The 14,581-nt window shown below is 49.0% G+C and carries 10 protein-coding genes and 1 riboswitch; of the genes, 1 reads left to right on the top strand and 9 read right to left on the bottom strand.

Annotation, left to right across the window (positions count from 1 at the left end):
* Positions 1 to 202: 202 nt before the first annotated feature.
* From DWW13_RS06865 to DWW13_RS06885, 5 genes are all read right to left on the bottom strand, one after another.
* Complete coding sequence (locus DWW13_RS06865) at positions 203 to 1,123, bottom strand: carbohydrate ABC transporter permease (RefSeq protein WP_022461863.1); 921 nt, start codon at positions 1,121 to 1,123, stop codon at positions 203 to 205.
* Positions 1,124 to 1,135: 12 nt separating this feature from the next.
* Positions 1,136 to 2,065, bottom strand: a complete 930-nt coding sequence (locus DWW13_RS06870; protein ID WP_022461864.1) for an ABC transporter permease — start codon at positions 2,063 to 2,065, stop codon at positions 1,136 to 1,138.
* A gap of 390 nt (positions 2,066 to 2,455) precedes the next feature.
* Positions 2,456 to 3,217, bottom strand: a complete 762-nt coding sequence (gene dapB, locus DWW13_RS06875; protein ID WP_022461865.1) for a 4-hydroxy-tetrahydrodipicolinate reductase — start codon at positions 3,215 to 3,217, stop codon at positions 2,456 to 2,458.
* Positions 3,218 to 3,252: 35 nt separating this feature from the next.
* The gene (dapA, locus tag DWW13_RS06880) at positions 3,253 to 4,143 is read right to left on the bottom strand and encodes a 4-hydroxy-tetrahydrodipicolinate synthase (RefSeq protein ID WP_022461866.1); all 891 of its coding nucleotides are present in this window, start codon (positions 4,141 to 4,143) and stop codon (positions 3,253 to 3,255) included.
* 151 nt (positions 4,144 to 4,294) lie between these two features.
* Positions 4,295 to 4,469: riboswitch (Lysine riboswitch) on the bottom strand.
* Positions 4,470 to 4,524: 55 nt separating this feature from the next.
* Positions 4,525 to 5,154, bottom strand: a complete 630-nt coding sequence (locus tag DWW13_RS06885) for a single-stranded DNA-binding protein (RefSeq protein ID WP_055220802.1) — start codon at positions 5,152 to 5,154, stop codon at positions 4,525 to 4,527.
* A 405-nt stretch (positions 5,155 to 5,559) separates the two neighbouring features.
* Between DWW13_RS06885 and typA the strand changes: the two genes are divergently transcribed.
* A complete protein-coding gene (typA, locus tag DWW13_RS06890) occupies positions 5,560 to 7,389 on the top strand; it encodes a translational GTPase TypA (RefSeq protein ID WP_055220803.1) in 1,830 nt (609 codons plus the stop codon).
* Positions 7,390 to 7,476: 87 nt separating this feature from the next.
* Here the strand turns inward: typA and DWW13_RS06895 are convergent, their stop codons facing one another.
* From DWW13_RS06895 to rpoC, 4 genes are all read right to left on the bottom strand, one after another.
* Positions 7,477 to 8,553 carry a polysaccharide deacetylase family protein gene (locus DWW13_RS06895; protein WP_158568314.1) on the bottom strand — a complete coding sequence of 359 codons (1,077 nt, stop codon included), beginning with the start codon at positions 8,551 to 8,553 and terminating at the stop codon, positions 7,477 to 7,479.
* Between the two features lie 487 nt (positions 8,554 to 9,040).
* Positions 9,041 to 10,255 (bottom strand): hypothetical protein, encoded by a 1,215-nt coding sequence (locus DWW13_RS06900; RefSeq protein ID WP_118719658.1) that lies wholly within the window; start codon positions 10,253 to 10,255, stop codon positions 9,041 to 9,043.
* Positions 10,256 to 10,276: 21 nt separating this feature from the next.
* Complete coding sequence (locus DWW13_RS06905; protein ID WP_055266947.1) at positions 10,277 to 10,513, bottom strand: hypothetical protein; 237 nt, start codon at positions 10,511 to 10,513, stop codon at positions 10,277 to 10,279.
* A gap of 308 nt (positions 10,514 to 10,821) precedes the next feature.
* A complete protein-coding gene (gene rpoC, locus DWW13_RS06910) occupies positions 10,822 to 14,547 on the bottom strand; it encodes a DNA-directed RNA polymerase subunit beta' (RefSeq protein WP_118719660.1) in 3,726 nt (1,241 codons plus the stop codon).
* Between the last annotated feature and the right edge of the window lie 34 nt (positions 14,548 to 14,581).

A 14,581-nucleotide genomic window follows, 5' to 3' on the forward strand; every position in this document is an offset into this window, starting at 1 on the left:
TCCTTCATAAATATAATGTGTAATTCAAGCGGATATTCGCAATCCGCTTTGCTACTTGCTCATAACCGAATAACTGCTCCGCAGTTTATCAGAAGGAGCTTGCACTCCTCCTGATACAAGCAAGTCCCCACCCGCCTGCTTATTGCTTTTCGCAATGGAAACAGGGGACTTACTTGATTCAGTTAAATTAACATGATTTGTATCAGCCTTTGACTGCTCCGATTGTGATACCCTGTACAAAGTATTTCTGTACCAGCGGATATGCCAGAACGATCGGGCCGGTTACTACAATGGTAAGTGCCATTTTCAGGGACTGGGTCGGCAATGAGATTGCGCTGACGGCAGAGCCTGCGGCGTTGTTTGCAAGAAGCTTTTTATATGCCTCAATATCATTAACCTGCTGATACAGGAAATACTGCAGCGGATACTTGTTCGTGTCTTTGATATACAGCATCGCATTGTACCAGTCATTCCAATAAGCCAGTGCAATGAAGAGGCCCACGGTAGCAAGTGCCGGTTTGATCAGCGGCATTACAATCCGGAACAGAATACGGAACTCGCCGCAGCCATCAATCTTGGCCGCTTCAATCAGAGAATCCGGAAGTCCCACGATGTAACTCTTCATGATCAGAAGGTTGTATACGCTGAACAGCAGCGGAAGGAGCAGTGCAAGGTAGCTGTCCCGCAGATTCAGGGTCTGTGTCATCAGTACGTAGTACGGAACAAGACCGCCGGAAAACAAAGTGGTAAAGTAGAAGAAAAACGAAAACTGATTTCTCCACTCAAACTCCTTACGTGACAGTACATAAGCTGTCATAGTCTGCAGCAGCAGACCAAGTACCGTTCCGACGATGGTCAGACCGATGGTCGTGCCGTATGCGCGGAAGACAACCATAGGATCTTTAAATACGGTTTTGTATGCCTCCAGGCTGAAATCCTGCGGCAGAAGGCTGAAACCGTTCTGGATAATGGCCGATTCCGAAGAAAACGAGCCGGATACGATCATGATGAAAGGAACGAGGCAGACCAGCGCGATGATTCCGCAGAATCCGTACGCGATGATATCAAGTGCAACCGCATCTTTTCCTCTTTTGATTTTACTTGTATGACTGGAAGATCCCACTTTTCATCCCTCCTAGAATAAGGTGTAGTCTTTATCATAAAGACCAACCAGTTTGTTTACGATTACGACAGTGATAAAGCACAGTACCGACTGATACAGACCAACAGCTGCGGACATTCCGAAGTCGTTGCTGCTGATTAAGGCACGGAACGTCAGGGTATCAATTACATCGGTGTAGTTGTACAGAAGACCGTTACTTCCAACCAGGTTGTAGAACATATCAAAGTTTCCTTTGAAGATGCCTCCGACGGATAGCAGAAGCAGGATGATTGTGGTCGGCATGATCATCGGGATTGTTACTTTGAAAATTCGCTGGAACACGTTTGCTCCGTCGATGCGGGCTGCTTCATAAATCGAAGTGTCAATTCCCATAATCGCTGCCAGGTACATAACAGAACCGTATCCGATTCCCTTCCATACATTAAAGAAGACAAGGATAAACGGCCATGCCTTTGGTGTCGTGTAAAACTTGATTGGTGTTCCACCGAAGGTTTCAATCAGTCGGTTTAGAAAACCGTAGTCGGAACTGAAAATATTGAATGCCATAACTCCTACGATAACCCAGGAAATGAAATACGGCAGAAACATCAGCGACTGTGTGATCTTACGGTAATGTTTGTTGCGGATCTCGGTCAGAAGCACGGCAACGGCAATCTGCATCGTCGTGTTGATCGCAATAAATGCCAGATTATACAGCACGGTATTTCTGGTAACGAGTCCGGCCTGTCCTGATTTAAAGAAGAACTTGAAGTTATCAAATCCGTTCCACGGGCTTCCCCAGATACCTCCTGCGTAGGAGTATTTTTTGAATGCCATTACAATTCCTGTCATCGGGTAGTAGGAAAAAATCAGGGTATAAATTACTGCCGGTGCAAGCATCAGAAGAAATACCCGGTACTTGTAGAGCTTTTTGCAAAACCCTTTCCAACCATTCTTTTTCATCTTCTCATTCCCTTTCTTGTTTGCGCAACTTTTTTGTTGCTCAACTCTTTATTTTTCTTTGTGCCATTATCATATCATTTCGGCATATTGTTTACAATTCGCAGTTTTTATAAGATATTTCTTGTCGAAATATACTGTTTTACTATTTTTTGTGCAAAATGCGCAACTTTAGCGTTTTACCTTGTTGCGCATTGATTTTTCCATTACCGTTTGCGATTTTCACGTTCTCTTTTGATATTCCGTATTTTTTCTTGTGTATTCTGCCAAATATTCTGCAAAATAACTTCCTCAATTCCGAAAATCCCGTTGTAAGAAAAGAAAAAGTGCGCAACGTTTCGCATTTTCGTTGCGCACTTTCTGGTTTCTATTCACTTTTTCCCTGTTTCTGCCTTATTTCGCAGCAATGACATCCTGCATGTCATACATGCCAGCCGGTTTTCCAGCCAGGAATTTTGCAGCCTCTACAGCTCCTTTTCCGAAAACTCCTTTGGAATATGCCCTGTGGGAAAGGATAACAACCTCGTCCGGTCCTGCGAAGATGACATCGTGATCTCCGACGATCGTGCCGCCGCGTACGGCAGAGATTCCGATTTCCTTCGGATCACGCTGCTCGTGGCGCTGGCTTCTGTCATAAACATAGTGGTACTGGTTGTCCATTGCCTCATTCAGGCTGTCAGCCAGGGCGATGGCGGTTCCGCTCGGGGCATCGCATTTCAGTTTGTGGTGTTTCTCCACGATTTCCATATCAAAGCCTGCTTCGGCAAGCACTTTTGCAGCTGCCTGTACCAGTTTCATCAGCGTATTCACACCAAGGGACATATTTGCAGAGCGGAGAACCGGGATTTCTTTGCTGGTCTCCTGCACTTTTTTGAGCTGATCCTCGGTGAGGCCTGTGGTGCAGAGGACGAGTGGAAGTTTTTTCTCCTTGCAGGCATCGAGCAGTGCGTCGGCTGCCTTGTAGGAAGAAAAGTCAACGACTACGTCTGCCGGAACATCGCATTCTGCCAGGCTTTTGAATACCGGATAATCGTTCTGGCCGTTGTCGTTCATATCGATTCCGGCTATGATTTCTGCATTTGCATCTTCTTTTACCAGGCCGGTGATGACCTGTCCCATATGGCCGTTGCAGCCATGCATAATAATTTTAACCATTGTCTTTTTCCTTCTTTACTTCGTGTATTCTTAACTTAAGCCAGTTTGATTCCAAAATCTTTCATAGCCTTTGCCAGGCGCTCCTGGTTCTGCGGCTCCATCTCGGTCAGCGGCAGACGAAGCGGGCCAACCTCTTTGCCCATCAGGTTCAGCGCTGCTTTTACCGGAATCGGGTTTACTTCGCAGAACAGCGCATCGATGAGCGGCAGTGCTCTCAGCTGGATTTCTCTGGATCCGGCCACATCGCCGTCGAGGAATTTCTGTACCATGTCGTGGGTCTCACGCGGTGCTACGTTGGAAAGAACGGAGATTACACCGCTTCCGCCAAGGGAAAGGATCGGCACAACCTGATCGTCGTTTCCGGAGTACAGATCGATCTTTCCATCGGTCAGCTGCATAATTTTTGCGACCTGGGAAATGTTTCCGGAAGCCTCTTTGACTGCAACGATATTCTCAACGTTGTTGAACAGATAGACGATCGTTTCCGGTGCAATGTTTACGCCGGTTCTGCCCTGAATGTTGTAAAGGATGACCGGCACTTTGACGCTGTCTGCGATTGCGGTAAAGTGTGCAATCAGGCCCTTCTGTGTTGCTTTATTGTAATACGGAGAAACGAGAAGAAGTCCGTCCACGCCGTATTTTTCTGCTTCCTGAGACAGATAAATTGCTGTCTCCGTGCTGTTGGAGCCGGTTCCTGCAATTACCGGGATTCTGTGATTTACTTTTTCCACGGTATATTTGATGGCATCCAGATGCTCCTCATGGGACAGGGTCGAAGCCTCACCGGTGGTTCCGCAGATAACGATGGCGTCGGTTCCGCCGGCGATCTGCTCCTCAATCAGTTCTCCGAGTTTTTCGTAATTCACTTCCTGTGTTTCGGTCATCGGTGTGATAATTGCAACAGCTGCACCTTTAAAAATAGACATTCTCTTTTCCTCCTGTATGTTGTGTCAGATAAAACCATAAGAAATCAGTCGCCGGAGCTTATCTCCCACGGAAAATTTCACTTTCCGTTTAAAAAAGAGGCGCCTCATCCCAGATAAGATCGCCTCCAAATTCACACATACGCAGTATCTATGATCAGATAGCTCTCCATCTCTCGATGACAGTCGCAGATTTTTTCAACCTGCGCCCAGGAGCATACCGGTTCAGCGCCGGATGTCCTTCGGCATTCTTCCCTTTTCCTCTTCTTCTTTTGCTGCTGAGGCATCCGAAAAGGTACTCTTGAAGTAATGCGACCTCTATCCACTTCAGTTCTGCTTTTACTATAGCATCATTAAATTTTCTTGTCAACAGCGGATCGCGCTTTAACTCTCACTATATTCCAGCTTGCTCACCGAAACCTCATATGCAGTCCGCTTTTCCATTTCCGTCTCGCTCAGCCGCTTCATATATTCCCGGCTCTGGATCCGTCCCCAGATGAGAACGTGGCCGCCCACGGCAAACGCAGAGGCATACCGCGCATTCCGTCCCCAGCAGATGCACGGGATATAATCTGATTTTCCATACGGACGGTTGACCGCGATCAGAAGGTCGGCGATCTCTCTTCCCAGAGGTGTTTTCCGGTAGACCGGCGGTTTACATATGTATCCATCGAGGTAAATCTGGTTGGATTTGACGGAATCGTCCTCTTCCTCCACGAAGCTTAATTCCCGCGCAAATACGGAGAGTACCAGACGGTTCTTCTTCTCCTCGTGGCGGTTGTAGGACCGGAACTGACCGCTGATGCAGATCCACTCACCCTGGTAATCCTGTGATACGTCCACCAGCCGCTCGGAGACCATCACCGGAATGATGTCCTGCGATTCACTCAACCGCTTGACCATCACATCGACGAGGTAAAATCCCTCTCCAAATACCTGATGGCTGAATGTGAACGGGGAGACAATCTCTCCCATGATAACCACCTGATTGTTTTCAATCATCTTGTCTGCCATAATGAAAATCCCCTTCCTTTGTCTTTTCTTTCTGAATATTGATTTCTGATCGGTACTTTGCTGATCTATAATCCTAATGTATGAACCACATTTCTTTTTCAGAACCACTTTTTTCCAGATTTTTTTATTTCTATTCAAATCAGCATTCTGCCCAATTTTTTGTATATGTTTCTGTAAAAACCGCACCACATGCTTCGTATTTTCTACCATTGCAATACAAAAAATGTCACATCTTCCCTGTTTTTTTTCTCTGTTCTGTGCTATAATAGTTCAGATAGGCAGGCATCCAGCAGAGACAAAACGGCAAGGCACCTGCCTTTGTGCTGTGATAAACATTCCCGGCCGGCTTGAAATTTTGAAAAATTGAACCCGGCAGGGTCAAACCATAGGAAGAGGAATGAAGAAATGAAAACAACGAGAGAAGATGTAAGAAACGTTGCCATCATCGCCCATGTCGATCATGGTAAAACCACACTGGTAGACGAGCTTCTGAAACAGAGCGGTGTCTTCCGTGCCAACCAGGAGGTTCAGGAACGTGTCATGGACTCGAACGATATCGAGCGTGAGCGTGGAATCACCATTCTTTCCAAAAATACAGCAGTTTACTACAAGGGAACGAAAATCAACATCATCGACACCCCGGGCCATGCGGACTTCGGCGGCGAGGTTGAGCGAGTTCTGAAAATGGTAGACGGCGTTATTCTGGTCGTAGACGCTTTTGAGGGCGCTATGCCGCAGACCAAATTCGTGCTGAAAAAAGCACTCGAGCTGGATCTGTCCGTCATCGTCTGCATCAACAAGATTGACCGCCCGGAGGCACGCCCGGATGAAGTAATCGATGAAGTTCTTGAGCTTCTGATGGACCTCGATGCATCCGATGAGCAGCTTGACTGCCCGTTCCTGTACGCATCCGCAAAGATGGGTCATGCGGTACTCGATCTGAACGATACCCCGAAGGATATGACTCCTCTGTTCGAGACCATCCTGAAATACATCCCGGCTCCGACCGGTGATCCGGAAGCTGGCACACAGCTTCTGATCAGTACCATCGACTACAACGAATACGTTGGACGTATCGGTGTCGGCAAAGTTGAAAACGGAACGATCCGCGTGAACCAGGACGTTATGCTGGTCAACCACCACGATCTGACCAAGAAGAAAAAAGTAAAGGTCAGCAAACTGTATGAATTTGACGGACTGAAAAAAGTAGAGGTTACTGAGGCAGGCATCGGTTCTATCGTTGCTGTTTCCGGTATCCCGGATATCCACATCGGAGATACTCTCTGCGGCGATCTGGACAACCCGGTTTCCATCCCGTTCCAGAAAATCTCCGAGCCGACTATTTCCATGAACTTCATCGTAAACGACAGCCCGCTGGCCGGTAAAGAAGGTAAATACGTAACTTCCCGCCACCTGCGTGATCGTCTGATGCGTGAGCTGAACACTGACGTTTCTCTCCGCGTTGAGGAGACTGATTCCGCAGACTGCTTCAAGGTTTCCGGCCGTGGTGAGCTGCATCTGTCCGTCCTGATCGAAAACATGCGCCGTGAAGGATATGAGTTCGCAGTAAGTAAGGCAGAGGTTATCTACAAAGAGGACGAGCGCGGACGCAAACTCGAGCCAATGGAAATCGCATACGTTGACGTTCCGGATGAGTTCTCCGGTACTGTCATCCAGCTCCTCAGCGAGCGTAAAGGCGAGCTTCACGGCATGAGCCGCGCAAGCGATGGTTCCACCCGTCTGGAGTTCGAAATCCCGGCACGAGGCCTGATTGGTTTCCGTGGAATCTTCATGACCTCCACCAAAGGAACGGGTATCCTGAACACCGAGTTTGAAGATTACGCACCGTACAAGGGCGACATCGAATACCGCAAACAGGGTTCCCTGATCGCTTTCGAGGCAGGCGAGTCCGTTACCTACGGTCTGTACTCCGCACAGGAGCGCGGTACTCTGTTCATCGGACCTGGCGAGAAGGTTTACGCCGGTATGGTTATCGGACAGAACGGTAAGGCCGAGGATATCGAGCTGAACGTCTGCAAGACGAAGCACCTGACCAACACCCGTACTTCTTCTTCCGACGAGGCACTGCGTCTGACTCCGCCGAGAATCCTTTCCCTGGAGCAGGCTCTGGACTTCATCGACAAGGACGAGCTTCTTGAGGTTACTCCGGTTTCCTTACGTATCCGTAAGAAAGAGCTGGATTCCAGACTTCGTAAGAGAGCGGCAATGAAATAAATTTTCATAAAATGACATAAGAACCGCCGGTTCACTCTTGATTTGAGAGTAAACCGGCGGTTCTTTGTCGTTTTTCTATTCTGTTTTCTATTCGTTTGTCGTTCCGCCATGGAAGCCGTAATACGTCTCTCCCGCTGCAAGATCCACGCCGTTTGCCGCTGCAAGAGTATGAATCGTGACAAGCTCATACCCGCGGTTGATCAGCTCCGGCACGATCGTTGCACACGATTCTACGGTCGTCTCGTGGATATCATGCATCAGGATAATGTCTCCCGGGCTTACACTGTCGAGAACGGCGCTGATGTTTGCCTGTACATTTTTTGTCTGCCAGTCCAGGGTATCGACATCCCACATGATGCTCGGGCGGCCGATAGATGCGAGCAGTTCATCGGTGCTGTTTCCATACGGGAAACGGATGACAGTTGCACCCTGTCCGTTGTTGTACTGGGCGATCAGATCATCCGTCATCTGGAACTGGGCAAGGCCGTCGTCGGTGCTCAGTTCTTTCATATTCGGATGCGCATAGGAGTGGTTTCCAAGCTCACAGCCGATCGCCGCCATGCGCGGGATCACATCTGCACCGTATTTTTCCACATTGCTGCCGAGCATAAAGAACGTCGCCTGTGCCCCGTACTGCTCCAGCGTATCGAGAAGCGTGCTGGTATAGACGCCTGGGCCGTCATCAAAGGTCAGGGCTACCATCATCGAGCCGTTGCGGTCTGGCTGGTAAACACCCTGGTCATCAAAGTAACAGCCTTTTCCGCCGATCGCTTTCCAGCCGGTCGCCATGTAACCATTGGAATCAAAATGGTACTGGTTTCCGTCGATATCTGCCCAGCCGTTGACGTAGTACGTTGTGGCATCCGTTGCGTACCACCAGCCCGACGAGCTGTACTGCCATCCCGGCGTCTCATTCGGCGGCGTGGTCTCCGCAAGCTTCTTAATTCCCGCATTTCCCGATCCGTCCTCCGCCTCCGGCGCCGTCTCGCTCACCGTCTTTGCGGCTGTGTCATTACTCAGTACAATTCCTTTTTTCGCAAGCTGCGCTCCCGCAAATTTCCAGATAAGCGCAAGAAAAAGAAGGCCGATTACCACACACAGGGAAATCCGTGATACTTTCTGCATCATCTGTCTGCGGCGCATCTGCTTTCTTCTCTGTTTCAATGATTTTCTTTCCATATGATCTGTTTATACTCCATCGTCCCGCCCCTTTGCGGAACTTTCTTCCATCGTAACACAAACGTTTTTCGACATTTTTCTACTTACTATCATAACGTGATCTGACCTAAGATGCAAGGCACAAATTCTTACATTTTTCCACTTCTGGTAAATTAATGTTTATCGTTTCTTAACATCTTGTCACAAAAAAAGAGTGACTCTGCACCCATGGTAAAAGCGGATACAAAATCACTCTTTGTCACTCTCTTTTAAAAAACCTGGTTTCTTTCTGGTGCTTTGCCACCAAATCACAGGTCTTTCACCTGTCCAGCCTGATTATCCTCTCTGCTTAAGAGTAACTGCAAAGTTTTAACGTTGCCAGAACAACGGAAGCAAACACCTTATGCCTCATGTCCTATTTTAGGAAGAGATTTCTCTCTTGGTATTTCTATTGTACGCAGAGTTCTCAGAAATATCAACCGTTTTCTCAAAATCACTTCGACAGCTCAACGCCCTTCAGGAAATCGCTGCCCATCACCCATTTTTCGTTTTCCAGCGTCACAACGGACTCGAGTTTCCAGGTGACGGTCTCTATTTTGGTTTTGCGGAAGAAATGGAGGAAACGGGTTCGTCGCTCGATCGCAGCGGTCACGTTGGTTTCGATCTTCATCTGGTTGGATTCGTTGGTTACGGTTGTGGAGACGCTGCTCACGGTGATGCTGGTGATTCCGGTGTTGGTGTCGCTGTTCAGGTAGGCATCGCAGAGCTGCTGGTACTGTTCTTTGGCGGTTTTCTGTACGGCGGTGTCGACGGAAAATTCGTTTTTGATGGTGCTGAAGGATTTTCCGGCGGCTGCGGCTGTGAATACCTTGTCCAGGGACTCTTCTGCGCGGTCGGCGATGGTTTTGCCGATGGAATCGTTGAGTTTTAAATCCGGCAGGAATTCCATGCTGCTGTTGTCCTGCACGAGGATGATCTCGCGGTATGGGTCTTTCTGTTTTTCGGTCAGTTCAATGGTGTGGCCGCCGAGGAAGAGATACGGGATTTTGTAGATGCTGACGTTATCTGCCGTCTCTTTTAAATACTTTTTCCCGACCTGCACGCCGTCCAGATAGAACGAGGCATCCGCCGGGACGGTGATTTCGACATCCGTCACGCAGCTGTCTTTCGGCACAACGTACCACTCTTTGAAGTTCCATTTTACGGTATCCCCGGCGGCGATCTCCAATGTTTCTTCCTGCGAGTCGCTCACGCCTTTTAACGTGTACCGCACAGTATAAATCCTGTTTTCCCCGGTCTCAAGATTCTGTTTTCTGCGCATGAAAAAGCTCTTGATCTCCGGTGTTTCCTGCCCGTCAGTGCCGTCCTGTTTTGCTTTCCAGGTCATTGCATTGACGTAGTTCTTCCGCGACAGAAACGTGCTGTCCGGGAACTGGCATACATCGTATGCACTGTTCCAGTCTCCTGCCAGGCATGCTTCCATGTAATTCCGTCCTGCCGCCTGCGGTGCATACAAATACGCGCCCGCCATAAAAAATACGGCGCACAGAATCAGAAACAGACTGAGATTCACGATCAGAATCCGCAGACTCATCGGCAGATCACGAAATTTTGCCGCCCGTATTTTCACAGAAAGCTCCATCGTTTCTTCTCCGTCTTTTTCCACATGGCGGAATCTTTTTCCTTTTCTTTTCCACTTCTGGAGCATAGTTTACCTCATCTTTTCCTCTTATTTAGACTGTTCTTTCACCGCATACGTATGCACCCGGTCGCTCTTCTGGCTGTATGCCTCTCCCTCGGAATAATACTCCTCCGATGTCGTGGAAAAACGCGTAATCGTCTCTTTCACACGCTCTCCCGCCGTTTGCTGGTGGAGAAACAGCGCTGCAATCATCAGAATCACAAATATATCCAGAATCAGTACCGCCGCATTTGCCACGATGCCAGGTAATTTTTTTATCCACATAGGCTTCCCTCTTTTCTGTCTCCATTGTAACAAAATGCTCCCGAAAACACAAGGAAAGCAGAGACCCCGGCGAACCGAAAATTCTCTGCTTTTCACAAATGACATATTTATTTTTTAACCTTGTTTCAATCCACAGTCGGTAATTTCACAGAGTCTGACATGTCAGCAGAATGCTGACTGTGGTTTGCCTCATGTCAGTGGGGGATACCGATTTCTCTCCGCCCGCCACTGCCGTTAACTTTCTTATTTGCAATTCATCTCACCACCTATAGAGGTGGGAGAATCCTTGCTATTATTTGTTGAAGGGTTTACTCCTCGGTATCATTCTTTGACGGAATCATTTCCTCAAAGTCGAAGTCGAGCATCGGCTCTTCCTCTTCAGCTGACGGCTCTTCAACCGGAGCTTCTGCCATCGGAGCTGCCGGAGCATCGTCCTCAAGATCTTCGGTCAGAATCAGATCCTCGTCCTCTTCTTCCTCGATCATGCTGTCGGTATTCAGATGAATGTTGCTGTAACACTTCATACCGGTACCGGCCGGGATCGGTTTACCGATGATAACGTTCTCTTTCAGGCCTACCAGATGGTCAACCTTACCCTTGATAGCAGCGTCGGTCAGAACCTTGGTGGTCTCCTGGAAGGATGCTGCGGACAGGAAGGAATCGGATGCCAGGGATGCTTTGGTGATACCAAGCAGTACCTGTTTTCCTTCTGCCGGCTCTTTGCCTTCTGCGATCAGAGCTTTGTTGGTCTCGTCGTAATCCAGGAAGTCTACCATGTCGCCCGGAAGGAATTCGGTATCTCCGTTCTCCTCGATGCGGATCTTCTTCAGCATCTGGCGAACGATAACCTCGATATGCTTATCGTTGATTTCTACACCCTGCAGACGGTAAACTCTCTGTACCTCGCGGATCATGTAATCCTGAACGGCACGTACACCTTTGATCTTCAGGATATCGTGCGGGTTGACAGAACCTTCGGTCAGCTCGTCTCCGGCTTCCAGAACAGTTCCGTCTGCGATCTTAATACGGGATCCGTAAGGGATCAGGTATGTCTTGGATACGCCGTCTTCCGGATTGGTAACAACGATTTCGCGTTTCTTCTTGGTGTCTTTGATCTGTGCAACACCGGCGATTTCGGTGATGATGGCAAGTCCTTTCGGCTTTCTTGCCTCGAAAAGCTCCTCGACACGAGGAAGACCCTGTGTGATATCTCCACCGGCAACACCACCGGTATGGAAGGTACGCATGGTCAGCTGTGTACCAGGCTCACCGATCGACTGTGCTGCGATAATTCCGACAGACTCACCAACCTGTACTGCCTCGCCGGTTGCCATGTTGGCACCATAGCATTTTGCGCAGATTCCGTTACCGGAACGGCAGGTAAGAATGGTACGGATTTTTACTTTTGTATAATGCTCACCGTTCTCGTTGATGCCGTCTTTGATGACACGGGCAGCACGTTTCGGGGTGATCATATGGTTTGCTTTTACAATGACGTTGCCGTCCTTGTCTTTGATCGTCTCGCAGGAGAAACGGCCTGTGATACGATCCTGCAGACTCTCGATCTGCTCTTTTCCGTCTGTGAACTCGCTGACCCACATACCCGGAATTTCGTCCTTGCCCTCGGCACAGTCGATTTCACGGATGATCAGGTCCTGAGAAACGTCTACCAGACGACGGGTCAGGTAACCGGAGTCGGCGGTACGAAGCGCGGTATCGGACATACCTTTTCGTGCTCCATGTGCGGACATGAAGTATTCCAGTACCTGAAGACCTTCACGGAAGTTTGACTTGATCGGCAGCTCGATGGTGTGTCCGGTTGTATCGGCCATCAGTCCTCGCATACCGGCCAGCTGTTTGATCTGCTTATCGGAACCACGGGCTCCGGAGTCAGCCATCATGAAGATGTTATTGTATTTATCCAGTCCGTCGAGCAGTGCTTTTGTCAGCGCATCGTCGGTCTTCTTCCATGTATCTACAACCTCTTTGTAACGCTCTTCGTCTGTAATCAGACCACGTTTGAAGTTTCTTGTAATCTTGTCTACCGTTGCCTGTGCTTCGGCGAGCATCTCCGGCTTCTGCGGCGGCACGGTCATATCGGAAATGGATACGGTCATGGCTGCACGGGTGGAGTATTTATATCCGGTTGCCTTGATATAGTCCAGAACCTCTGCGGTTTTGGTAGCTCCGTGTGTATTGATGACTTTTTCCAGAATCTGTTTCAGCTGTTTCTTTGCAACGAGGAAATCAACCTCAAGCGCAAGCTCGTTACCCGGAACCGTACGGTCTACGTATCCCAGATCCTGCGGCAGAATCTCATTGAAGAGGAATCTTCCGAGTGTGGAACTTACGTTCTGCTGCATTACAGTACCATCTTCCATCTCTTTTTCGCAGCGGATGGTAATCTTGGTCTGCAGGGTAATGTATCCGTTCTCGTATGCCAGGATGGCTTCGTTCATATCGCGGAAGAAGCTTCCTTCGCCCTTCTCGCCCGGACGCTCCTGTGTCAGATAGTAGATACCAAGAACCATATCCTGGGAAGGAACGGCTACCGGACCACCATCGGACGGTTTCAGCAGGTTGTTCGGAGAAAGAAGCATGAAACGGCACTCTGCCTGCGCTTCTACAGACAGCGGCAGATGGACAGCCATCTGGTCACCGTCGAAGTCGGCGTTGAATGCGGTACAAACCAGCGGGTGCAGCTTAATCGCTTTACCTTCTACCAGAATCGGCTCGAACGCCTGGATACCCAGACGATGCAGGGTAGGAGCACGGTTCAGCATAACCGGATGCTCTTTGATGACGTCCTCGAGAACGTCCCATACCTGCGGCTCGAGTTTCTCGACCATTTTCTTTGCATTTTTGATGTTATGTGCAGTGCCGTTGGAAACCAGCTCTTTCATAACGAACGGTTTAAACAGCTCGATTGCCATTTCTTTCGGCAGACCGCACTGGTAAATCTTCAGTTCCGGTCCTACGACGATAACAGAACGGCCGGAGTAGTCAACACGTTTACCAAGAAGGTTCTGACGGAAACGGCCGGATTTACCTTTCAGCATATCGGACAGAGATTTCAGAGGACGATTTCCAGGACCGGTTACCGGACGGCCGCGGCGGCCGTTGTCGATCAGGGCATCAACTGCCTCCTGGAGCATACGTTTCTCGTTGCGCACGATGATATCCGGTGCACCGAGCTCCAGCAGTCTCTTCAGACGGTTGTTACGGTTGATGATACGGCGATACAGATCATTCAGGTCGGATGTTGCGAAACGTCCGCCGTCGAGCTGTACCATAGGACGCAGATCCGGCGGAATAACCGGAACCGCATCGAGGATCATCCACTCCGGACGGTTTCCGGACTCACGGAATGCCTCAACAACCTCAAGTCTCTTGATGATGCGGGCTCTCTTCTGTCCGGTAGAATCTTTAAGACCTGCCTTTAATTCAGCAGACTCTTTTTCCAGATCGATTGCCATCAGAAGCTCTTTGATGGATTCCGCACCCATACCTGCACGGAAGCTGTTTCCGAACTCCTCTCTGGCATCCTGGTATTCTTTCTCGGTCAGAACCTGTTTGTACTGTAATTTGGTATCGCCTGCATCAAGAACGATGTAGTTTGCGAAATACAGAACCTTTTCCAGAGTTCTCGGAGACAGATCCAGGATCAGTCCCATACGGGACGGAATTCCTTTGAAATACCAGATGTGGGATACCGGAGCTGCCAGCTCAATGTGTCCCATACGCTCACGGCGCACACTGGATTTTGTTACTTCTACGCCGCATCGGTCGCAGATTACGCCTTTGTAGCGAATTTTCTTATATTTACCGCAATGGCACTCCCAGTCTTTGCTTGGTCCGAAGATTCTTTCACAGAACAGACCGTCTTTTTCCGGTTTCAGCGTTCTGTAGTTGATGGTCTCCGGTTTTTTTACCTCGCCATGGGACCACTCCCGGATTTTCTCCGGGGAGGCAAGTCCTATTTTGATGGCATCAAAGCTCATCTGGTAATTTTCTTTTTTTGCTGTTTCTGGCATTTGATTACCCCTTTCCTCGCAAAGCGAAGATCTA

The sequence above is a fragment of the Blautia sp. AF14-40 genome (genome assembly GCF_003479665.1).
Taxonomy (GTDB): Bacteria; Bacillota; Clostridia; order Lachnospirales; family Lachnospiraceae; genus Fusicatenibacter; species Fusicatenibacter saccharivorans.

Coding starts and splice junctions, on each gene's coding strand:
- DWW13_RS06870 (WP_022461864.1), bottom strand. CDS start 2,065: ATGAAAAAGAATGGTTGGAAAGGGTTTTGCAAAAAGCTCTACAAGTAC.
- dapB (WP_022461865.1), bottom strand. CDS start 3,217: ATGGTTAAAATTATTATGCATGGCTGCAACGGCCATATGGGACAGGTC.
- dapA (WP_022461866.1), bottom strand. CDS start 4,143: ATGTCTATTTTTAAAGGTGCAGCTGTTGCAATTATCACACCGATGACC.
- DWW13_RS06885 (WP_055220802.1), bottom strand. CDS start 5,154: ATGGCAGACAAGATGATTGAAAACAATCAGGTGGTTATCATGGGAGAG.
- typA (WP_055220803.1), top strand. CDS start 5,560: ATGAAAACAACGAGAGAAGATGTAAGAAACGTTGCCATCATCGCCCAT.
- DWW13_RS06900 (WP_118719658.1), bottom strand. CDS start 10,255: ATGCTCCAGAAGTGGAAAAGAAAAGGAAAAAGATTCCGCCATGTGGAA.
- DWW13_RS06905 (WP_055266947.1), bottom strand. CDS start 10,513: ATGTGGATAAAAAAATTACCTGGCATCGTGGCAAATGCGGCGGTACTG.
- rpoC (WP_118719660.1), bottom strand. CDS start 14,547: ATGCCAGAAACAGCAAAAAAAGAAAATTACCAGATGAGCTTTGATGCC.